20 protein-coding genes are annotated in these 20016 nt (G+C 63.1%); 9 read left to right on the top strand and 11 right to left on the bottom strand.

All coding sequences use genetic code 11. The annotated features are described in order from the left end of the window. Positions 1–91: 91 nt before the first annotated feature. A complete protein-coding gene (locus AC0L2A_RS05785) occupies positions 92–1156 on the top strand; it encodes a glycosyltransferase family 2 protein (RefSeq protein WP_473607900.1) in 1065 nt (354 codons plus the stop codon). A gap of 233 nt (positions 1157–1389) precedes the next feature. Here the strand turns inward: AC0L2A_RS05785 and AC0L2A_RS05790 are convergent, their stop codons facing one another. The 5 genes from AC0L2A_RS05790 to AC0L2A_RS05810 form a co-directional block, all read right to left on the bottom strand. Beyond that, positions 1390–2196 carry an ABC transporter permease gene (locus tag AC0L2A_RS05790; RefSeq protein WP_473607899.1) on the bottom strand — a complete coding sequence of 269 codons (807 nt, stop codon included), beginning with the start codon at positions 2194–2196 and terminating at the stop codon, positions 1390–1392. Then, the gene (locus tag AC0L2A_RS05795; RefSeq protein ID WP_473607897.1) at positions 2196–3029 is read right to left on the bottom strand and encodes an ABC transporter permease; all 834 of its coding nucleotides are present in this window, start codon (positions 3027–3029) and stop codon (positions 2196–2198) included. Before AC0L2A_RS05795 ends, AC0L2A_RS05790 begins: the two co-directional genes overlap by 1 nt. 24 nt (positions 3030–3053) lie before the next feature. Continuing rightward, positions 3054–4166, bottom strand: coding sequence for an ABC transporter substrate-binding protein (locus AC0L2A_RS05800; RefSeq protein WP_027155092.1), 1113 nt, complete (start codon positions 4164–4166; stop codon positions 3054–3056). A gap of 89 nt (positions 4167–4255) precedes the next feature. Beyond that, a complete protein-coding gene (locus tag AC0L2A_RS05805) occupies positions 4256–5347 on the bottom strand; it encodes an ABC transporter ATP-binding protein (RefSeq protein ID WP_287070095.1) in 1092 nt (363 codons plus the stop codon). 254 nt (positions 5348–5601) lie between these two features. Continuing rightward, complete coding sequence (locus AC0L2A_RS05810; RefSeq protein WP_473607896.1) at positions 5602–6486, bottom strand: LysR substrate-binding domain-containing protein; 885 nt, start codon at positions 6484–6486, stop codon at positions 5602–5604. Between the two features lie 75 nt (positions 6487–6561). Between AC0L2A_RS05810 and AC0L2A_RS05815 the strand changes: the two genes are divergently transcribed. Together AC0L2A_RS05815 and AC0L2A_RS05820 are read left to right on the top strand one after the other, a co-directional pair. Further along, entirely contained in the window at positions 6562–8157 is a 1596-nt protein-coding gene (locus AC0L2A_RS05815) for a zinc-binding metallopeptidase family protein (RefSeq protein ID WP_473607894.1), read from the top strand. A gap of 23 nt (positions 8158–8180) precedes the next feature. Continuing rightward, positions 8181–9113, top strand: coding sequence for a dimethylarginine dimethylaminohydrolase family protein (locus tag AC0L2A_RS05820; RefSeq protein ID WP_473607893.1), 933 nt, complete (start codon positions 8181–8183; stop codon positions 9111–9113). A gap of 78 nt (positions 9114–9191) precedes the next feature. On the opposite strand, the gene AC0L2A_RS05825 is transcribed toward AC0L2A_RS05820, so the two are convergent. Further along, a complete protein-coding gene (locus AC0L2A_RS05825) occupies positions 9192–10199 on the bottom strand; it encodes an ornithine cyclodeaminase family protein (protein ID WP_473607891.1) in 1008 nt (335 codons plus the stop codon). Between the two features lie 161 nt (positions 10200–10360). On the opposite strand from AC0L2A_RS05825, the gene AC0L2A_RS05830 reads away from it, so the two are divergent. Further along, entirely contained in the window at positions 10361–10822 is a 462-nt protein-coding gene (locus AC0L2A_RS05830; RefSeq protein ID WP_473607890.1) for an Lrp/AsnC family transcriptional regulator, read from the top strand. Positions 10823–10924: 102 nt separating this feature from the next. Here AC0L2A_RS05830 and AC0L2A_RS05835 read toward each other — a convergent pair whose 3' ends face one another. Then, on the bottom strand, positions 10925–11263 hold the full coding sequence (locus tag AC0L2A_RS05835) for a YybH family protein (RefSeq protein WP_473607889.1): 339 nt from the start codon (positions 11261–11263) through the stop codon (positions 10925–10927). Positions 11264–11458: 195 nt separating this feature from the next. Next, positions 11459–12208: an SDR family NAD(P)-dependent oxidoreductase gene (locus AC0L2A_RS05840; protein ID WP_473607887.1), complete on the bottom strand. Its 750-nt coding sequence runs from the start codon at positions 12206–12208 to the stop codon at positions 11459–11461. A gap of 98 nt (positions 12209–12306) precedes the next feature. Between AC0L2A_RS05840 and AC0L2A_RS05845 the strand changes: the two genes are divergently transcribed. Further along, positions 12307–13200, top strand: coding sequence for a LysR family transcriptional regulator (locus AC0L2A_RS05845; protein WP_473607886.1), 894 nt, complete (start codon positions 12307–12309; stop codon positions 13198–13200). A 130-nt stretch (positions 13201–13330) separates the two neighbouring features. On the opposite strand, the gene AC0L2A_RS05850 is transcribed toward AC0L2A_RS05845, so the two are convergent. Then, positions 13331–13753, bottom strand: a complete 423-nt coding sequence (locus tag AC0L2A_RS05850) for a VOC family protein (RefSeq protein ID WP_473607885.1) — start codon at positions 13751–13753, stop codon at positions 13331–13333. 233 nt (positions 13754–13986) lie between these two features. On the opposite strand from AC0L2A_RS05850, the gene AC0L2A_RS05855 reads away from it, so the two are divergent. The 3 genes from AC0L2A_RS05855 to galE all read left to right on the top strand — a co-directional run bounded on the left by AC0L2A_RS05855 (position 13987) and on the right by galE (position 17508). Further along, the gene (locus AC0L2A_RS05855; RefSeq protein WP_473607883.1) at positions 13987–15189 is read left to right on the top strand and encodes an MFS transporter; all 1203 of its coding nucleotides are present in this window, start codon (positions 13987–13989) and stop codon (positions 15187–15189) included. A gap of 373 nt (positions 15190–15562) precedes the next feature. Then, positions 15563–16537, top strand: coding sequence for a UDP-glucuronic acid decarboxylase family protein (locus AC0L2A_RS05860; RefSeq protein WP_473607882.1), 975 nt, complete (start codon positions 15563–15565; stop codon positions 16535–16537). Then, positions 16534–17508 (top strand): UDP-glucose 4-epimerase GalE, encoded by a 975-nt coding sequence (gene galE / locus AC0L2A_RS05865; protein WP_473607881.1) that lies wholly within the window; start codon positions 16534–16536, stop codon positions 17506–17508. The genes AC0L2A_RS05860 and galE overlap by 4 nt, the downstream gene beginning before the upstream one ends. Positions 17509–17697: 189 nt before the next feature. Here the strand turns inward: galE and AC0L2A_RS05870 are convergent, their stop codons facing one another. Together AC0L2A_RS05870 and AC0L2A_RS05875 are read right to left on the bottom strand one after the other, a co-directional pair. Beyond that, the gene (locus tag AC0L2A_RS05870; protein WP_473607879.1) at positions 17698–17970 is read right to left on the bottom strand and encodes a glycosyltransferase family 4 protein; all 273 of its coding nucleotides are present in this window, start codon (positions 17968–17970) and stop codon (positions 17698–17700) included. 39 nt (positions 17971–18009) lie between these two features. Next, complete coding sequence (locus tag AC0L2A_RS05875; protein WP_473607878.1) at positions 18010–18300, bottom strand: hypothetical protein; 291 nt, start codon at positions 18298–18300, stop codon at positions 18010–18012. Positions 18301–18817: 517 nt separating this feature from the next. Between AC0L2A_RS05875 and AC0L2A_RS05880 the strand changes: the two genes are divergently transcribed. Then, a complete protein-coding gene (locus AC0L2A_RS05880; protein WP_473607877.1) occupies positions 18818–20014 on the top strand; it encodes an acyltransferase family protein in 1197 nt (398 codons plus the stop codon). Positions 20015–20016: the final 2 nt, after the last annotated feature.

The raw sequence follows: 20016 nt of genomic DNA on the forward strand, positions 1-20016 counted from the left end.
TTCTCCCAGGAATTCGTGGGACGCGCTTGAGGAGGAACCAGGCCCGCGCGCGGGTTTGCTGAAACCAAAGCAAGATGCGAGGTCAAATGCGATGCAGTCTGTCCCGAGGATTCCGGTATCGATCATCATCCCGAATTACAATTACGCGCGTTTCCTCAAACGCAGCATCGACAGCGCTCTCGAGCAGGACTACGCGGATGTCGAAGTCATCGTCGTCGATGATGCCTCGCAGGACAATTCCACGACAATCATGAAATCATATGGGGACAGGATCCTCGCCTGCCCGCGCGCGCAAAACGGCGGGCATGCGGCGGCGTTCAACACCGGGTTCGCGGCAAGCTCGGGCAAGATCGTCCTGTTCCTCGACGCCGACGATTTTCTTTATCCGACCGCCGTTTCCAAGATCGTCGACACCTGGGATGCGGCAACCGCCCAGGTGCAATCAAGGCTGCATATCGTCGACGAACGACAACGCGTCAAGGACGTCTTTCCGCCGCCCGAACTGCCCTTCGACAGCGGTGACGTCATGCCGAAACTCCTGCACAAGGGCCGCTATCAGACGACTGTGACCAGCGGGCTGGCCTTTGATCGCACAACCCTCGAATCGATCATGCCTATACCGGAGGCGGAGTTCCGCCAGGGCGCCGATGGCTACCTTGTAACGCTGGCGCCCATGTACGGACACGTCCAGTCCATTGACGAATGCGTCGGCGCCTACCGGATCCACGGCGCCAACCATTCGGTGTTCGGTGAAAAGCTCGCCGAGCGGGCACGCTGGCGGGTAACCCACGACTTCCGCCGCATGCAGGCGCTGTCGGACCAAGCCTCCGGGATCGGCCTGACCATCGTCCCGTCGGAGGCTGTCCGCCACGATCCGGTCCACCTGGAAGAGCGGCTGGCATCGCTGTGCGCGGACAGGCGCCGGCACCCCGTGGCCAATGATTCCCGGCTGGCGCTTGGGGCAGCGGGCGCCGTCGCCAGCCTCGAAATGACCGCATCGCTACGCCGGCGCGCCGTCCTTGCCGCCTGGTTCCTGTCGGTCGGGGTGCTGCCGCGGAAACTGGCGACGGCGGTGCTGTCGTGGAAGCTCGACGCATCGTCTAGACCGGCATTCCTGAGCCGTCTGTCGAAGACAATCCGCCATGCAATGGGGTAGAAGAAGCTTTCAAAGGTTGGCAATCCTTCGCGCCCCCCTCTGTCCTGCCGGACATCTCCCCCACTTGGGGGGAGATTGGCCGTCATCTCCGCTTTCGCCAATCACTACCGCCGAAGGAGGGAGCCGTCGCCGAAAGCTGCCGATCTCCCCCCAAGTGGGGGAGATGGCCGGCAGGCCAGAGGGGGCGCTGTCCCGCCAACTGTCGAGCGGATATGCGCACCGCTTTGGTCGCCCTACTGCCCCGCGCGCAGCTTGACCACGGCACTGCGCGCCGCCAGCACCAGCACCGTGATGATGATCAGGATCACCGAGAGGGCGGCGATCGCCGGGTCGATGTTGTCGCGCAGGCCCATCCACATCAGCCTGGGCAGCGTGATGGCGTTGACCGAGGTGATGAACAGGGTGACGCCGATCTCTTCCCAGGACAGCACGAAGGACAGCAGGGCGGCAGTGACGATGCCGAATTTGATGTTGGGCATGATGATGCGGGTGGCGCGTTCCCACACGGTGGCGCCGAGACCGCGCGCGGCAAGGTCGATGCGCCGGTCGAGCTGGCTGAGCGACACCAGGATCAGCACCGTTGCGAACGGCACCGTCATCACCGCATGCGCCATGGCGACACCGAGCCAGGTGTCGTAGCCGAAGAACGAAGAGACGCCGGAGATCGAGGTCAGCAGGAAGTAGAGCGTGATCGCCGAGACCACCGGCGGCACCACCATTGGCAGCAGCACGAAGCCGACCAGCGCGGCGGTGAAGCGCGGCTGGAACATCCACACACCGAGGCTGAAGCACAGCGCCAGCACGGTGGAAAAGGCGCTGCTGACGACGCCGATCCTGATCGAGAGCAGGATCGAATTGATCCAGCGCGGATCCTCGATCAGCGCCCGGTAGTGGCGCAGCGACAATTCGCCGGACGGCATCGCCAGCATGCGGGTCGGCGTCAGCGACACCGGGATCACGGCAAGCAGCGGCAACAGCAGGAACAGCGCCACCAGGGCGGCGAGGACCAGCGAGACGGGGCCGGGGCGGTAGGTCGGCATCAGATCAGCTGCTTCGGTCTGACATAGCGGAACAGCAGCGCCATCAGCGCGCCGACGAACAGCACCAGCACGACGCTGATCGCCGCCCCCAGGCCCCAGTCCGGGCTCTGGAAGATGCGCAGATAGATCAGCTCGGCGACCATAACGCTGCGGCCGCCGCCGAGGATCGCAGGCGTCACGAAGAAGCCGAGCGAAAAGACGAAGACGATGAGCGCCGAGCCGATGATGCCGGAGCGGGTCATCGGCACGAACACCGACCAGAAGGTGCGCATGCGGCTGGAGCCGAGCCCGCGCGCCGCCAGCAGCACGCGGTCGTCGAGGCTGCGCATCGAAGACGCCAGCGGAAACACGGCGAAGGGAATGAGGAAATGCGTCATGCCGACGATGACGCCGAATTCGTTGCGCACCAGCGTCAGCGGTTCCGAGATGAAGCCGATCGCCTGCAGCCAGGTGTTGAACAGGCCGCGATTGGAAAGCAGCGCCACCCAGCCGAAGGCGCGCGTCAGCACCGAGATCCAGAATGGCACCAGGATGCAGAACTCGGCGATCACCCGCTGCGCCGGCGTGCCGCGCACCCACACCAGGGTGATGGCGTAGGCGGCGGCAACCGAAACAATCGTGACGATCGCAGCGATGCGCAGCGTGCGGACAAACACCGACTGCACCAGCGGGTCGCTAAGCAGCGTGCCATATTGCCCGAGCCCCGGCTCGGGCAGGGTGAAGCTCCAGTTGACGACGCCGAAGAATGGCCAGGCGTAGGCGGCGCCAAGGAACAGCAGCAGCGGCGCCATCAGCAGCGCCGCGCCCATCCTGTCGGAGAGATATGCTTTCATCTCGGCTCCGGTTATCCCGGTCTATCAGGCGGAGATGATCTTCGTGTATTCGTCGAGTGCGGCCCCGTAGTTCTTGGCGTACCACTCCATGTCGAGCGGGATCTGCTTCTTCATGTTTTCGGGGTCGACCGGGTTGATGCGCTTCTTGTCGGCGGGGATCAGCGCGTCGGTGGCCGGATTGGCCGGGCCCTGGCCGAGCTTGTCGAACATGATCAGTTGCTTCTCCGGATCCTGGGCGCTGGCGATGAACTTCATCGCCGCGTCCTTGCCGCCGGGATTTCCCTTGAGCACGGCGAGCGCGCCGGGCGAGATCAGGCCCTGGTCCCAGATGAACTTGATCTTGCCGCCGGAATCCTGCTCGATCAGCGAGGCTCGCGTCGACCAGACGATGGCCATCGAAGCCTCGCCGTCGAGCAGCACGCTCTGGCTCTCGGCGCCGCCGCCCCAATAGGCAACGACATTCTCCTTGAAGGCGGCGATCTTGTCGTGCGCGCGCTTGAGGTCGAGCGGATAGAGCGAGGCCGGCGCGATGCCGTCGGCGAGCAGCGCCGCTTCCCAGCTCGACACGCCCCATTTGTAGAGCGAGCGCTTGCCCGGGAATTTCGTCACGTCGAAGAAGTCGGCCATGCCGGTCGGTGCCTGGCTGCCGAATTTCTCGGAATCATAGGCGATGACATAGGAGAAGAAATAGGTCGAGGCGGCGTGCTCCCAGCCGAAGCCAGGCCGCATCTTGTTCTTGTCGACGATCGAATAGTCGATCGGCTCGAGCATGCCCTGCGCGCCGAGCGTGATCGCCGAGAACGGGTCGACGTCGACCAGGTCCCAGGTCGGGGCGCCGCTCTTGAATTGTGCGGCGATCGCACCCTCGGTCGGACCGGAGCCGTCCATTTTGACGGTGATGCCGGTCTCCTTGGTGAACGCCTGGCCATAGGCCGCGTCATAGGCGGTGATGGCGTCACCACCCCAGTTGACCAGCACCAGTTCCTTGGCTTGCGCGAAGGCGCCGGTCGAGCGCAGCAGCATCGGCGTGCCGGCCAGCACGAGCGCAGCCAGCTGCGTGAACTGCCGGCGCGAGATCTCGCCGCGCACCGCCCTGGCGGACAGTGTCTCGATGGCGTGTTTCCTGGTTTCGCTCATCTCTGAATTGTTTGTCATGTCAGTTCCCCTTTTTTGTCGTTGTTTTTATCCCGGTAGTCGGTGCGAATTTGCATTCGTCACTCTGGTCGTCATCCTCCGTCCGGAAGGAGGAAACCTTTTTCCGCCGGCCATGTCAGCCATACGGAATTGCCCTTGCTGAGTGCCGAAGCGGCGACCTCGTTCGGCACCGAGACCGTCACCTTGGCACCTTGGCGCGTGGTGAGATCGAGCCGCGTCGCAGCGCCGAGATAGGTCGAGGCGACCGCAGTCGCGGCGATGCCGTTCTCCCCGGCTGTCGCTTCGGGGGCGATCGACATGTATTCGGGCCGGATCGCCAGGATGGCGTTGCTGCCGACGGCGCTTGCATTGCCGCGCAGGGTGATCGTGCGGTCTTCGCACAGGCCGGTGGCGCCGTTGTCGGCGTTGCGCACGCCCTTCAGCGGCAGCATGTTGATCTCGCCGAGGAACTCGGCGACGAAGCGGTTGGCCGGCCGGTCGTAGACCTCGTCAGGCGCCCCGACCTGCAGCAACTTGCCGTGGTTGAAGATGGCGACGCGCGACGATAGCGCCAGCGCCTCGCTCTGATCATGGGTGACGAAGACGAAGGTGGTGCCGGTTTCCTGGTGCAGCCGCTTCATCTCGGCCTGCATCTGGCCGCGCAGGCCCTTGTCGAGCGCCGAGAACGGCTCGTCGAGCAAAAGCACACCCGGCTCGAACACCAGGGCACGCGCCAGCGCCACGCGCTGCTGCTGGCCGCCGGACAATTGCGACGGCAGTTTCTTCTCGTGGCCCTTCAGCCCGACGCGCTCGACCATCTCACCGACGCGACGCTTGATCTCGGCCGCCGACTTCTTGCGCACCTTGAGCGGGAAGGCGATGTTGGCCTCGACGCTCATATGCGGGAACAGGGCATAGCCCTGGAACACCATGCCGGCGGCACGCTGCTCGGCCGGCCGCTCGGTGATATCGACGCCGTCGCTGTAAAGGCGGCCGTCGGTCGGCTGCACGAAACCGGCAAGGATCATCAAGAAGGTGGTCTTGCCCGAACCCGACGGCCCGAGCAGGGTCAGGAACTCACCGCGGCCGATATCGAGCGTCAGATCGTCCAGCGCACGGAACGAGCCGAAGCTCTTGCCGATCCCGATTGCCTTGATCTCTGCGGCACGGCCGGGTTGCTGCATCCTGCCTTGTCCTCAATGTGATTGAAATCGTAGGCAGGCCCGCGGCTCACCGCAACCGAATAGTTTTCGCCTGATCGGCAAATTTGATTCATCTATGGCGCCAATCTCCCCCCTCGAGGGGGAGATGGCCGCAAAGCGGCCAGAGGGGGTCGGTCCGACTGGGCTCGGCCTGCTGCTGCAGATGGAGGCTGGGGCTTCACGCGCGGCGACCCCCTCTGTCGCCTTCGGCGACATCTCCCCCTCGAGGGGGGAGATTAGCTAATCTCCGACAGTTTCGACCTCAGCCACCTCCCGAACGCCTCCAGCACGGGATGCGCCGCCTTGGCATGCTCGGAAACGAGAAAATACGAGCGTGGCGAACTGATTGCGATGTCGAAGGGGCGCACCAGCCGGCCTTCGCTCAGCGCCCGGCGGCTGGTCAGTTCGTCGCCCATGGCGATGCCCTGGCCGGCGATGGCGGCCGAAAAGACCAGGTTCATGTCGGAAAAGAAGATGCCGCCCTCGGTGTCGGGATTCTCGACCTTCGACAGCGCCAGCCAGCGCGCCCAGTCCTCGGTGTCGCCGAGATGCAGGAGATTGGCGCGCAGCACGTCGGCCGGCCTGGAAAAGCCGCCGATCTTGTTGAGCAGCGTCGGGCTGCACAGCGGCGTGAACGAGATCTCGCACAACAGCTCGACCGCCCGGTTCGGCCAGTTGCCGACGCCGAAGGCGATGAAGGCGTCGGCGTCGGCATTGCTGACGTCGTCCAGCCGCCGCGGCGTCAGGATGCGCAGCGCGACATCGGGGTACATCTGCCGGAATTCGCCGATGTGCGTGCACAGGAACAGCGAGGCGAAGCCCGGCGTGCAACTGACGCTGAACGAGCCGCCGACGCCGGTGCCGGCATGGCGCGTTACCGCATCGCCGAGCACCGTCAGCGCCTTGCGCACGTCACTGGCGTAACGCTGGCCGCGCGGCGTCAGCGCCACGCCCTTGCCGATGCGCTCGAGCAGGTCGAAGCCGAGATCGCGTTCGAGCAGCCGCAATTGGTGGCTGACCGCGCTGCGGGTCAGATGCAGTTCGTCGGCAGCGCGCCAGACGCTGCCGTGGCGGGCGAAACTGTCGAGGGCGCGCAGCGCCTGCGTCGAGGGAATTCTCAAGAGGTGAACCGAATTTGCATGAGCCGGGAAAACATATCACTTTTTGGCGAGGCGCTTCACTGCTTTCTTTGACCGATGGAGGATCCGGTGACCACCTCGGCCCAAGCAACCGCGCTTGCCTGCCTGGACGACATCCAGCCGTCGCTGTCGGCGTGGACGCGGACGATCTTCGATTTCGGCGAGACCGCCTGGCGCGAATACCAGTCGGCCGCCTGGTATGTCGAGCGTCTGAAGCACGAGGGCTTTTCGGTCGAGGAAGGCTCCGGCGGGATGCCGACCGCCTTTTGCGCCCACTGGACCAACGGCGCCGGGCCGACGATCGGCATGTATGCCGAGTATGACGCGGTGCCGGGCAATTGCCAGGATGCGGCGACCGTCAAGCGACCGCGCCCGGGGCTCGGCGCTGAGGCCGGCGGCCACACCGATCCGCATTCCGGCCTCGGCATTGCCAGCCTGGGCGGGCTTTTGGCGACCAAGGCGGCGATGCAGCGCCACGGCATATCGGGCACGCTGCGCTTCACCGGCGAGCCGGCGGAGAAGGTGCGGGGGTCGAAGCCGATCCATGCCGCAAAGGGCTACTACGATGGCCTCGCCGGCATGATCTCCTTCCATCCCTTTTACATGCTGCCGCTCTGCAACACGGCGCGCTGGGACACGCATTGCGGCGCGGCCTATGCGATGATCTATCGCTTTGTGTGCGACGAACCCGAAAATTGGGTTCGCGCAAGCGATTGTGCACCGATTCCGCAGGCGCATTCCGCGGTGCGGGCGCCCGGCGCCAACGACGCGCTTGTCATGATGTACATGGCGTCCAAGGCGCTGCGTGATTCCATGCTGCCGCATCAGGGCGGCTGGTCGATCAGCGAGGCGATCCTGACCGCGGGGCAGGCGACCGCCGACAATCTGCCGGCCGGACTGGCCGAGATCCAGTACATGATCCGCGTGCCGACGCTTGCCATGGCCGAGCAGGTCACCGCCGTGCTCGACCGCAATGCCGAAGCCGCCGCGACGATGAGCGGCTGCCGCCATGAGCGGCACTGGGTGTCGAAGTCGCGGCCAGGGCTCGCCAATCATGCCATGGCTGACATTGCCTACGATGCGCTGTCGACGGTTGGGCCGCCACGCTGGGACGAGACGGCCAAGGCGATTGCCCGCGAAATCCAGGTCAATGCCGGCGGCGCGGCGACCGGCGAGCCGTTCATCGCCGAGTTGGAGCAGCTGATTGCGCCTGAGGAGGCGGAGGCGTTGCTGCGTCGCGACTTGCCGCCGTCGCAGCTCAATTCGACCTCCGACGATTACACCGACATGTCGTGGCAGACGCCGACGGCGCGGTTCTATGTCGCCCGGCCGGCGCTGCGTTCGCAAAACGGCCAGGCATATCCGTCCTGGGCGATGAATGCGCTGGGCGGCATTTCCGCCACCATCGATCCGATGGTTGCCTGCGCGTCGAAGACGATTGCGTTGGCAGCTCTTCGCCTGCTGGAAGACAAGGCCGCCCGCGATGCGGCGATGGACGAATTCGTCGCCCGCACCGGCGGCGGCATTGGTGGCAGCAATTGGCTGGCGCCGCTTTGCGACTACGAACCGCCGATCCATTTCCGCTGGCCGGAATATGTCACCACCCCGCGCGGACGGGACTGGTGGATACCAGGCAACCCGCAAGCCGCGTGATCACTCGAAGCCAGGAGAATGCCATGACCGTTCACGACCGCATCGTAGCAGAGCCGTTTTCATTGCAGCGCCGCAACCCGACCGGCGGCACCAAGCCATTGACCGCCTGGGGCTTTGCCAACGAGACCGACGTCCTGACCGACGTGCTGCTCGGTTCGTCGAATTTCCTGCGCCATCTCTCGACCAGCTCGCTGTCGCGCAAGCATCTGCGTGAGGCGCCGTGCAACGTCCAGATCGCGCAGGCGCAGCACAAGGACCTGGTCGCCGCTTATGAGCATTTCGGCGTGAACATCCACTGGCACGAGCCGACGCCGGAGCTGCCGATGCAGGTCTATTCGCGCGATTCCAGCGTCATGACGCCGTATGGCGCCATCATCACCGCGATGTCCCAATGGTGGCGGCGCGGCGAGAACTATGCGGCGATCCGCACCTATGAGAAGCTCGGCATCCCGATCTACGACATGGTCACCGCGGGCACTTTCGAAGGCGGCGACTTCAACGTCATCGAGGACGGCGTGGTGCTGATCGGCTGTGGCGGCGCCCGCACCCAGGAGGAGGGCGCGCGCCAGGTCCAGGCCTGGTTCGACAAGGAGGGCTGGGAAACCCGCATCGCCTTCATCGACGAATATTATGTCCATATCGACCTGATGGTGGTGCCGATCGCCGACAAACTGACCGCCGTCTGCCTCGCCTGCACCGAGCCGGGCATCGTCGACTGGCTGAAGGGCAAGGGCCACGAGATCATCGACGTGCCGTTCCAGGACACGATGGCGCTCGGCTGCAACTTCATGTCGCTGGGCAAGGACCGGGTGATCGCGCCGACCTCCAGCCAGACGCTGATCGGCCAGCTCAAGGCGCGCGGCTTCGAAGTGGCGGCCATCGACATGAGCGAGATCTCGAAGACCGGCGGCGGCATCCACTGCATGGCGCAGGCGCTGAAGCGTGTGCCGGGCTGAGGGACCGCCCTTTAGCCCGGCCGCTTCCGCGAAAGCGCCATTGTCAGCAACGTCGATCCCGCCTGGCTCGCGGCACGCCTACAGCACGATGAGCTTTCCCTTGTGCAGACGCTTGGCGCAACGATAGGCGAGATCGGCGGCGACCATGTCTTCCATGGCAATGCCCATCGCCTTGTAGGTGGTGATCTGTTGATCCGAAACGCGGCCCGGCGCGCGGTCGAGCAGCATGGCGCCAAGCTCGGTGCCGAAATCCGGGTCGAAGCCGGCAAGCTCGCAAGAACCGACCGGGGTCGGTTTGAACGCATCCCTGGTCTCGACAAAAAGACTGGATTTGCCGATGAGCTCGATCGCCATTTCACCGCCGGGTGGTGCCACCCCGACCGACGAGACGTGCGTGCCCGGCCGAACCCAGTCTGCCTCGATCACCGGCTCGTAGGAATGCGTCGCCAGGCACACCACGTCGGAACTGCGCACTGCCGCCTCGAGGTCGGCGACCGCCACCACCGACGGATGCAGCCGGGCAAGCGCTGCCGCATCGTCGAAGCTCTTCGAAGCGACCCGGATTTCGGCAAAGTCGCGCACCAGCGGCAACAGATGCAGGTGCTGGTTGGCCTGCACGCCGGCGCCGACCACTGTCGCTATCCTGGCGTCCCGGCGCGCGAGCGCGCGCACCGACAGCACGGCGGAGCCGGAGGTTCGCACCGCGGTTATGAAGGTGCCGTCCATGATGCAGACCGGCAGGCCGGACAGCGGATCGAACAGGCTGATGGTGGCGAGGTGGCTGGGCAGGGTCTTGGCCAAATTGCCTTCGAAGACGTTGACGACCTTGACGGTCAGGTTCATGCCCTCCATCCAGGCCGGCATGGCGAGGCTGTAGCCGGCCCCTGGGATGTTGAGCTGTGGTCGGGGTGGATTGACGACCCTGCCTTGTGACAGCGCCTTGAAGCCGTCTTCCAGAACATCGAGAAGCTTGCTGAGATCGATGCACGCCATCACGTCGACTTCGCTCAGCACCAGGATCTCGGTCGCTCCCTTGCTGATTTCCGCCGCACTCCTGCCGGCTGGGCTGAACGCTTCCTTGGTCATCTTGCACTCCTTTTGTTTGCCGAAATCGGCTCACCACGGTTGCTTTGAGTGGGTGAGGGAAGCGCAGGCTATTGCGAGGTTTTATGTGATGAAATACGTTGATTTTGATATCTCTGCGTAAAATCAGCACACAAATCCCTGAGATAGAGTGGATTGTGAAAATGGACGACCTCGACCAGATAGACCGCAGCCTGCTCCGGCTGCTGCAGGAGGATGGGCGCCGGACGACGCTTGATCTTGCCGGGCGTGTCGGGCTGTCGCCGACCGGAACGAGCCAGCGGGTGAAGCGCCTGTTCCGCGACGGGTTCATCACCGCGGTCAGGGCGGTGCTCGATCCGCGCAAGGTCGGCAGGGGAACGCTGGTGTTCATCGAGGTCCGGCTTGACCACACGGCGCCGCATGTCTTTGACCGTTTCGCCGAAGCCGTGGCGAAGGCCCCGGAGGTTCTGGAGTGCCATATGGTGGTTGGCGGTTTCGATTATCTGGTCAAGGCGCGGATCGCCGATATGGCGGTGTTCAAGGATTTCCTGCAGCGGGTCATCCTGCCACTGCCCGGCGTGCGCGAAACGCACACCTTCGCCTCCATCGCCGATGTCAAGCCGAACGCCCTCTTGCCGGTGTGATCAGTGGAGGAGGGGAACGCTGTTCAGGGCGACCTGCACGCATCTTCGCCATCCTGTCGCTCCCTGGCGCGCCTTCCGGTGCAGAGATGCCGGAGACCGGCTCTAGCCTTGCGCGGTCAGCAGGTTCGCATCGCGGGCCAGCCGCCACGCACCATCAGCCTCCTTGCGCAGGAGCGTCAGCGTATATCCCGATTGACGCACCGGCTTCCCGTTCGGCGGCGTTGCGGTCATATCGATACGACCGCGCATGAAGGCCCAGTCGCCAAGAAGCTGTAGTTCAACGATCTCGTTCGTGCCGTCGACATGAACGCCGGCCATCTCCTGCGCGGCTGCCGCGAAGATCTCCTTGTCGAAGGGCTCCCGGCCGGGAACCATGAAGATCGCGTCGTCCGTCATCAATCTGAGGACGGTCGCGGTGTCTCCACGCTTGCTCGCATCCATCCACGTCTCGACCAGCTTTCGGATTGCTCTTTCGTCGTCCGTCATCCGTTGCCTCCCTGGCTTCTCGCCGTCATCGATACCGCACGGCGCTCCTCCATCGCCGCAACATAGGGCTCAGATCGCTCTCGTCATCGATTGCAGGGTTTTATCGACGTCGCGCTGCGTGGGATGGTCCGTGAAACGGCAGGTCTATGCCTATCTCCAACCGCCCGAGGCGGTGATGCGCTCGCCGGTCAGCCAGGATGCGTCGTCGGAGGCGAGGAACACCGCGATGCGGGCGATGTCGTCGGGCTGGCCGAAGCGGCCGAGCGGGGTCATGGCGATGACCTGCTTCTCGAACTCGCTGCCGACGATGCCGATCCGCTGCAGGCCTTCGGTGTCGACGCCGCCGGGCGCGATGGCGTTGACGCGGATGTTGCGGGCGCCGAGCTCTCTCGACATGGAGAGCGTGATCGAATCCACTGCGCCCTTGGTGGCGGCGTAGACCAGCGAGCTCGGCTGCGGGTTGAGGCTGGCGACCGAGCTTATGTTGATGACGCTGCCGCCTCCGGCGCCGAAATGGTTCACCGCTTCCCGGATGGTCAGGATGGTGCCCAGCACATTGGTGTCGAACTCACGGTGGAATTCGGCCTCGGTCACCGCTTCCAGCGGCTCGAATGCGAAGACGCCGGCATTGTTGACCAGGATGTCCACCGCGCCGAACGACGATTTGGCGGCCTCGAACAGGCGGCGCACGTCGGCCACTTGCGACACGTCGCCATGGACGGCAACGGCTCGGCCGCCTGCGTCCTTGATCTCGGCAACGACGCGGTCCGCACCTTCCCTCGACGAGGCATAGTTGACGACCACGGCGGCACCGGCCGCCGCAAGACCCTTGGCGATGCCGGCGCCGATACCCTTGGAGGCGCCGGTGATGATGGCGACCTTGCCGTTCAGCTTGCTCATCAAATCTCTCCTTTGTCGATGATGAGCGGTATTTAATGGTGATCGGATAGCGTATTTAGGATCACCTCGATCGGTTCTTTCGTGCCTGGAATTCTTGAATGACCACCATCCTCGAAAAGACCGCCGGTCTCGTCGCCTTCGTGCGCACGGTCGATGCCGGCTCGTTCCATGCCGCCAGCCGGCTGGTCGGCTCCAGCCCGTCGGCGGTGTCGAAGAGCGTGGCGCGGCTCGAGTGGCGGCTGGGCGTGCGGCTGATCCAGCGCTCGACGCGCCGGCTGGCACTGACCAGCGAAGGCCTCGCCTATTACGAGCGGGCCGCGCCTTTGCTCAGAGCGCTGGACGATGCCGAGGACATCGTCCAGATGGCGGATACTGCGCGCGGCCTGCTGCGCGTCACGGCATCCGTCGAACTCGGGCGCGGCCTGATTGCCTCATGGGCGCAAGCATTCCTGGCGCAGCACGGCGAAGTGAAACTCGAGCTCAGTGTCACCGACCGTCACGCCGACCTGATCCGCGAAGGTTATGATGTAGCGGTGCGCATGGGGACGCTGTCGGACACCGGGCTCATCGCGCGCAAGATCGCCAATCTGCCGATCGTGCTGGTGGCATCGCCGACCTACGTCGAACGGCGCGGCCGGCCGGCCTCAATCGAGGATTTGCAGAGCCACGACTTCGTCCGTTACCAGACGGCCGGCCGACCTTATCCCGTCACATTAGCCGACGGCGCGGTGATCGTGCCAAACGGGCGGCTCGATACGGACGACGGCGGCGCCATCCGGCAAGCGGCGCTGGCCGGAGCCGGCATCGCGCATCTGATGCAGTTTGCCGTGCAGGACGATCTCGACACCGGCCGTCTGGTCCGCATTCTGCCCGAGGTGGCGATGCCGACTATGCCGGTGCACATCGTCCATGCGTATGGGCGACAGCTACCGGTCCGCGCCCGGCTGTTCGTCGAGTTCCTGGCGGGCCGGATGGCGGCGCTGACGCGATAGGGCGGGAGCTCCGTGGCAAAGACAGCGGCGCTTCGTCGATGGCCATGCGGTAGCCTTTGAGCGTCGCTGCGTTGAAGTTGAATATTAAGCGTTGGCGCGGCGCGACGTAACGAGAATACCTGTCATCGAGCTAAAACGTAATCTCCACCGAAGCGGCGCTGCGGTTGGCCGGCCCGTGAAAGACGGCCTCGATGTTGTTGCCGTCGGGATCGAGCAGGAAGGCGGCATAGTAGCCGGGATGGTAGTGCTGCCGCTCACCCGGCGCGCCGTTGTCCGCGCCGCCGGCGTCGAGGCCGGCCTTGTAGAAGGCGTCGACCATCGCGCGGTCCTTGGCCTGGAAGGCAAGGTGGTGGCGCCCCGTCAGTTGTCCGCTGGCCGCCCGACTGTCGATGCTGGAGACGAATAGCTCGTCGGCCCAGAAATAATCCTCGGCGCTGCCGCCGATGGGAACATCGAGCACCTTGAAAACCGCCTCGTAGAAGCGCCGGCTTGCCGCAAGGTCGCTGACCACCAGCTGGACGTGGTCGATGAGACGGCCGCGATGAAGTTCCATGCCTGATAGCTCCTGATCGCCAGGTTGGAAATCTAGCTCAGGGCGGCGCACGGTCAATGCAATGGACCAATCGAGTAGGCATTGGAGCAATCGAGTGGCGCGATTTCGCGACTGGATAAAAAATGCAACCGGATTGTAGGATTGGAAATGTCGGCATCGTCCTTCGGACGCAAGCGGTGTGACGAAGTTCGAACGAAGTCGCGCCGTGTCCAAACGATCTCGGGAGAAAAAGCATGAGCCTTTCCTATCGTTGGATCATCGTCGCGGCTGGCGCCCTGATGACCTGCGTCGCCCTCGGGGCGATGTTCTCGCTGGCGATCTTCCTCGAACCGATGGCGCTCGACACGGATTGGTCGCGCGCCGGCATATCGAGCGCGATGACGCTGAACTTCCTAGTGATGGGTCTCGGCGGTTTCGCCTGGGGCGCCATTTACGATCGCTACGGCGCTCGCATTGTCGTGGTGACAGGGGCGATGCTGCTCGGGCTGGCGCTGGTGCTGGCCAGCCGCACCGGCTCGCTGCTTGTCTTCCAGATCACCTATGGCGTGCTCGTCGGCCTCGCGGCAAGCGCCTTTTTTGCGCCAATGATCGCGCTGACCACGGCGTGGTTCGACAAGAACCGCAGCCTTGCGGTTTCGCTGGTTTCGGCCGGCATGGGCGTGGCACCCATGACGATCTCGCCCTTCGCGCGCTGGCTGATCTCGGCCTATGACTGGCGCACCGCCATGCTGGTCATCGGCATCGCGGCGTGGGCGCTGCTGGTGCCGGCCGCATTGCTGGTGCGCCAGCCGCCCAAGCCTGCCGCGGACGGCGCCGCCTCCGATCTTGCCGCCGACGATACCGGCATGTCGGTTCCACAGGCGCTGCGCTCGCCGCAATTCATCGTTCTGGCACTGACCTTTTTTGCCTGCTGCGCGGCGCATTCCGGGCCAATCTTCCATATGGTGAGCTATGCGATGCTGTGCGGCATAGCGCCGATGGCGGCGGTCAGCATCTACAGCATCGAGGGCCTGGCGGGGCTGGGCGGCAGGCTTTTATACGGCGTGCTTGCCGACCGGATGGGGGTCAAGCCGGTGCTGATTACCGGACTGGCGATACAGTCGGTGGTCATCGCTGCCTATCTCGCCGTCAGCGAGCTTGGTCAATTCTACACGCTTGCCGTTATCTTCGGCGCCACCTATGGCGGCGTGATGCCGCTCTATGCGGTGCTGGCACGCGAATATTTCGGCCAGCGCATCCTCGGCACGGTGTTTGGTGCCGTAACCATGCTGTCCAGCATCGGCATGGCTTTCGGCCCGCTCGCCGGCGGCATGGTGTTCGACGCCTATGCCAGCTATTCCTGGCTGTTCATCGGCTCGGCCCTTGTCGGGCTCGGCGCGGTGGCGGTGGCGATGGCCTTCCCGCGGCTGCCGCGCAGGCAATTGAAACCGGCGTAGGGTTGGCGAAGGAGCACGCAGAGGTCGAAAGTGGACATCGGCTATGTCAGCTTTTGACCCCCAAGCTGCGAGGCGTTCATCGGCAGCGATAGGAGCCGGGTCAAGACTGTGCAGGACCCATCTCCCTTTATTACGATCATGATGCAACGCAGCGCATTCACGTCCAAATGTCGATTGCCGGTAGGCTGAGGTTCGGACGAAAACCGTCAAAGAATGGCAAAAGGGGCTTTTTCATGGATCGTGCGCCGCGCACTCACGCGACTATTTCAGGTCCGTTAACATTTTGTGTTTTCGGCGCAGCATTTTTTTCCTATCCTCCCCCCAGGGCTTTGCGCATTCGATTGCGTGAAGAACTGGCGTGAGGATCCCAAAAATGCCGCAGGCAAAGCGAGTCTTGGTGACGGGGGGCGCAGGTTTTCTGGGATCGTTCTTATGCGAGCGGTTGCTTGCTGAAGGCCACGAGCTTGTATGCGTCGACAATTTCTTCACAGGAAGTCGGAGAAACGTCTCGCATTTGCTCGACAACAGATCCTTTGAGATCATTCGCCACGACGTGACATTTCCGCTCTACGTAGAAGTTGATGAAATATACAACCTTGCTTGCCCGGCAAGCCCGGTTCACTATCAGTTCGATCCGGTCCAGACGACAAAGACCAACGTTCATGGGGCGATCAATATGCTGGGACTCGCCAAGCGGGTTCGCGCAAAGATCCTTCAGGCGTCCACGTCTGAAGTCTACGGAAATCCCGAGATTCACCCGCAGACCGAGGACTATTGGGGCAGGGTAAACCCGATAGGTCCCCGTTCCTGTTACGACGAAGGCAAGCGGTGTGCCGAAACCCTGTTTTTCGACTATTGGCGGCAGCACAGGCTGCGGATCAAGGTAGCGCGCATCTTCAACACCTACGGTCCGAGGATGCGTCCGGACGACGGCCGCGTCATTTCCAACTTCATCATGCAGGCACTGCAAAACAAACCGATAACCGTGTACGGCACCGGCGAGCAGACACGCTCATTTTGCTACGTCAATGATCTCATCGACGGTCTGGTTCGCCTGATGCACACGGCCGACGATGTTACCGGCCCAATCAATCTCGGCAACCCGGTCGAATTCACGATGCTCGAACTTGCCAATCTCGTGATCGAACTTACCGGAAGCCGATCCAAGATCAGGTTTTTACCTTTGCCCGTCGATGACCCAAGGCAGCGAAAGCCTGATATCGGGTGTGCCTTGCGCCAGCTCAATTGGAAGCCAAAAATCGCATTGCGCGACGGTCTCGCCACGACTATTGCCTATTTCGAAGGCTTGGTCTCGTCGGGATACGCTCGGTCCGCTGCAGCCGAATGAAAACAGTCTTGGTCACTGGCGGGGCGGGCTATATCGGCTCACACTGCTGCAAGGCATTCGCCGAATCCGATTGGTCGGTCATTGCCTATGACAACCTCTCGCGCGGCTGGCGCGATGCGGTCAAATGGGGACCGCTTGTCGAGGGCGATATTTGCGATCGCGTAGCGGTGGCAGCAGCGCTGCACCAGTATCGGCCGGATGTGGTGGCGCATTTCGCCGCTTACGCCTATGTCGGCGAGTCCGTCGAGCGCCCGGAACTCTACTACCGAAACAACAGTTTTGGGACGCTGGTCTTGCTCGAGGAAATGCTGAAGATCGGCGTCGACAAGCTGATCTTGTCGAGCACCTGCGCGTCTTACGGCGTTCCGATTCGTTCCCCGATTGACGAAACGCATCCGCAGTCGCCCATCAATCCCTATGGATGGTCGAAATTCATTGTAGAACGAATGGTGGACAATCTTTCGGATGCCCATGGCCTCAACGCGGTTGTGCTTCGGTATTTCAACGCGGCCGGATGTGATCCGGACGGCGAGGTCGGTGAGCGGCATGAACCGGAAACGCATGTCATTCCGCTCGCTATCGAGGCGGCGGTTAGATCGGGCCGGATTTTTACCATTAATGGCACCGACTTCGACACAAGGGACGGAACCGCGGTGCGGGACTATGTCCACGTCACCGATCTCGCCCGTGCGCACGTTCTGGCGGGGGAGAAGCTTCTGCGCGATCCGGGAGTCCACGTCTACAATCTCGGCACCGGAACCGGGACGACGGTGAACGAGTTGGTCGATGCGGTGAGCCGGGTTTCGGGAACGCGCCTTCCCGTAGCCTACGGTCCGCGCAGAGCGGGTGACCCGCCTGCGCTTGTAGCCGCGGCCGGGAAGGCGAGCCGGGAACTCGGCTGGAGGCCTGAGCAATCCGGAATCGACCGGATCGTCGAAACGGCGCTGACCTGGTATCGCCGCCAGTTGTGAGGATCTTTTTGCGGAAGAGCCCTACCGCATGGTCAAACAAGCAATCGAGAGCGGCGGCGACTGCGGCAAGCGAAAAATTTTCCTCTATCCGCTTTCGGGCCGCCCGACCAAGGCGTTCCCGCAAGTGCAGATCGTGCTTCAGGCGCTTCAGGGCCTGCGCGACTTCGTCCGGGCGATCCTTTCGAACCATCAGGCCACCCGACTCTCGGCCATTTGCCAAATGTCGGGAAGCCCCTGTGCATCGGTGGCGACGATGGGAAGACTGCAAGCCATCGCCTCCAGCGGTGCGACCGGCATGCCTTCGATGCGGGACGTCGTGACGTAGGCATCCGCCGCCGAAAGCCAGTGTCGGATCAGCGACCGGTCCGTAGTATAATCGGAAAGCCATCTCACATTCGGCAGTCCGGCCTCGCACAAGAGCCTGGCAAATATATCTCGGTCCTGACCGGAGCCGATTATCACCAGTTCGGATGACGCGTCCCCAAAAAGGAAGACAGGCTTTCAAGAGCACATCGAGCCCTTTCCGGCGGATGTCGATGCGCCCGTGATTGCGGCAATAAACGTCTCACTCGGCAAGCCGAGGCTTTTCCGCGCTTCCTGGCGTGCGATCGCTTTCCATTCCTCGACGTCGATCGGGTTGGCGATATTGGCCATGTCGAGTCGAATGCGCGGGTAGGCTTTGCTGAGCCGTTCGCGCTCAGCAGCCGATGCGACGATCAGGCCGCTGCAAGCGCGAAGCGATGCCTGCCGGGCGATCGCCTCGATCCGGACAATGTGTAGGGGAATGTGCATGCTGCGCGCCAGCCAGGCGAGCGCATCAAACCGGGTGTATTCATATTCCTAGGCGAGTATTACGTCATCCCTATTATCGATCGATCACGCTGCAATGCAGCACAGTCGCGCCAACATGAACTGTGAATAAGTCCGAGCTTCGGTCAAAAACTGTCAAAAATGGCCAGATTCGGGCGGATTTCGCGCATTTCTCAGGCCGTGCCTCACGCGACTATTTCAAACGCGTTAACATTTTGTGTTGCGACGCAGCATTTTTTTCCTATCGTCGCGCTGGGGCATTCGATGGCGTGAAGAGATTCCGTGGTGTTTAGGCAATCTGCAATCTGGTGGGCCCACTGGCGGGGGATGGCGCAGAGCCATTTGGTCGCTCCGCCCGAACCTCCGCAGCCCGCGCGAGACGCAGCGCTTTGAGCGAAAACGATCAGCCGCATTGCGCAGGCGCCGCTGTCCGCAGAGTGAGCAGCGGCGACCCGCGGCAACGATGTCATCGGAGACATCCAACTGGCGGAAGCGGCCGATGAGACGCGCCACGCAATTGGACGCGCTGAGGGCCATCGCCGTGACGATGGTAATGCATTCGCATTTCTTTGCGGCGGGAGGGTCTTCCTTCTGGGGCCACATCGGCGTGCGACTGTTCTTCGTACTGAGCGGCTTTCTGATCACGCGGCTTCTTCTGGACGCGCGCGCGGCCGCTGAATTCGAAACCGCACCCGCACTCAAATCCTTCTACATCAGGCGGGCGCTGCGTATATTCCCTCCCTACTTTGCCGTGTTGGCTTTCGTTTGGCTGGTCGACCTGGAGCAGTCGAGGGGATCGCTGGTCTGGCATGCGCTTTATCTGTCGAATTTCTGGTTTGCACTGCGCAACGAATGGACGCCTTGGGTCCTCGCCCATCTTTGGAGCCTGAGCATTGAGGAGCAGTTCTATATCGTCTGGCCATTGATCGTTTTTCTGGCGCCGCTCCGGCGTCTTCAGTCGATCTGCATCGGCGTCATCCTGTTGTCGTTGTCGTATCGCTTTTATTGGCCGATCACCGGAAGTCCCGACCTCGCGCGCGACCTGCTTCCGCAGGCATCGATGGACGCGCTGGCATCAGGTGCGCTGCTTGCAGTCTACCGAACCAGAACCGCTGTCTTGCCGCAGTGGTTGCGATTTGGCTGGCCGGCGCTCGCGGCCGCCTTTTTCGTCCTGCAGTGGTTTGCTCCGACGCCGGCAAATTCCGTGCAGGAATGGGTCCGCTGGCTGCTCTTGGAAGTCCTGCCTCTCGCGCCGCTGGTCGTGGTCGTTGCGAGCTGTTCCTCCGGCATTGGCGGTTATCGGGGGAAGTTTCTCAACCTGCCACCGCTGCTGGCCCTTGGTCGCGTCAGCTACGGCGTTTATCTCTACCATCCCATCGTCCTGTCGCTCGCGGTCATGTCCCAGCCCTGGATTCCGTTCAACGTCTCTGAGCAAGGGCCGGGGCGATTCCTGGTTGCGGGAGCGGCGACCATCATCGTGGCTTCGGTCTCATGGCTGCTTTTCGAAAAGCCGCTCAACAGCCTCAAGCGCTACTTCCCCTATGTTGCTCCAGGAACTGGCGCCGTCATCCTGGCAGGTGCCAAAACGAATGACGCCGGGTGGCTTGGAAGGACAACAGGAGTTTATTTCAGCGGCCCGCTCGATGGCCGCAAAGCATCCCTGGCACGCGACCTCCCGCGAACGGATCGGAGCTGACC

The sequence above is a fragment of the Mesorhizobium sp. WSM4844 genome, assembly GCF_055811775.1.

Bases quoted from the DNA above. Each gene is read 5' to 3' on its own strand.
- AC0L2A_RS05785 (WP_473607900.1), top strand. From the start codon at position 92: ATGCAGTCTGTCCCGAGGATTCCGGTATCGATCATCATCCCGAATTAC.
- AC0L2A_RS05790 (WP_473607899.1), bottom strand. From the start codon at position 2,196: ATGCCGACCTACCGCCCCGGCCCCGTCTCGCTGGTCCTCGCCGCCCTG.
- AC0L2A_RS05795 (WP_473607897.1), bottom strand. From the start codon at position 3,029: ATGAAAGCATATCTCTCCGACAGGATGGGCGCGGCGCTGCTGATGGCG.
- AC0L2A_RS05800 (WP_027155092.1), bottom strand. From the start codon at position 4,166: ATGAGCGAAACCAGGAAACACGCCATCGAGACACTGTCCGCCAGGGCG.
- AC0L2A_RS05805 (WP_287070095.1), bottom strand. From the start codon at position 5,347: ATGCAGCAACCCGGCCGTGCCGCAGAGATCAAGGCAATCGGGATCGGC.
- AC0L2A_RS05815 (WP_473607894.1), top strand. From the start codon at position 6,562: ATGGAGGATCCGGTGACCACCTCGGCCCAAGCAACCGCGCTTGCCTGC.
- AC0L2A_RS05820 (WP_473607893.1), top strand. From the start codon at position 8,181: ATGACCGTTCACGACCGCATCGTAGCAGAGCCGTTTTCATTGCAGCGC.
- AC0L2A_RS05825 (WP_473607891.1), bottom strand. From the start codon at position 10,199: ATGACCAAGGAAGCGTTCAGCCCAGCCGGCAGGAGTGCGGCGGAAATC.
- AC0L2A_RS05830 (WP_473607890.1), top strand. From the start codon at position 10,361: ATGGACGACCTCGACCAGATAGACCGCAGCCTGCTCCGGCTGCTGCAG.
- AC0L2A_RS05835 (WP_473607889.1), bottom strand. From the start codon at position 11,263: ATGGATGCGAGCAAGCGTGGAGACACCGCGACCGTCCTCAGATTGATG.
- AC0L2A_RS05840 (WP_473607887.1), bottom strand. From the start codon at position 12,208: ATGAGCAAGCTGAACGGCAAGGTCGCCATCATCACCGGCGCCTCCAAG.
- AC0L2A_RS05845 (WP_473607886.1), top strand. From the start codon at position 12,307: ATGACCACCATCCTCGAAAAGACCGCCGGTCTCGTCGCCTTCGTGCGC.
- AC0L2A_RS05850 (WP_473607885.1), bottom strand. From the start codon at position 13,753: ATGGAACTTCATCGCGGCCGTCTCATCGACCACGTCCAGCTGGTGGTC.
- AC0L2A_RS05855 (WP_473607883.1), top strand. From the start codon at position 13,987: ATGAGCCTTTCCTATCGTTGGATCATCGTCGCGGCTGGCGCCCTGATG.
- AC0L2A_RS05860 (WP_473607882.1), top strand. From the start codon at position 15,563: ATGCCGCAGGCAAAGCGAGTCTTGGTGACGGGGGGCGCAGGTTTTCTG.
- galE (WP_473607881.1), top strand. From the start codon at position 16,534: ATGAAAACAGTCTTGGTCACTGGCGGGGCGGGCTATATCGGCTCACAC.
- AC0L2A_RS05875 (WP_473607878.1), bottom strand. From the start codon at position 18,300: ATGCACATTCCCCTACACATTGTCCGGATCGAGGCGATCGCCCGGCAG.
- AC0L2A_RS05880 (WP_473607877.1), top strand. From the start codon at position 18,818: ATGAGACGCGCCACGCAATTGGACGCGCTGAGGGCCATCGCCGTGACG.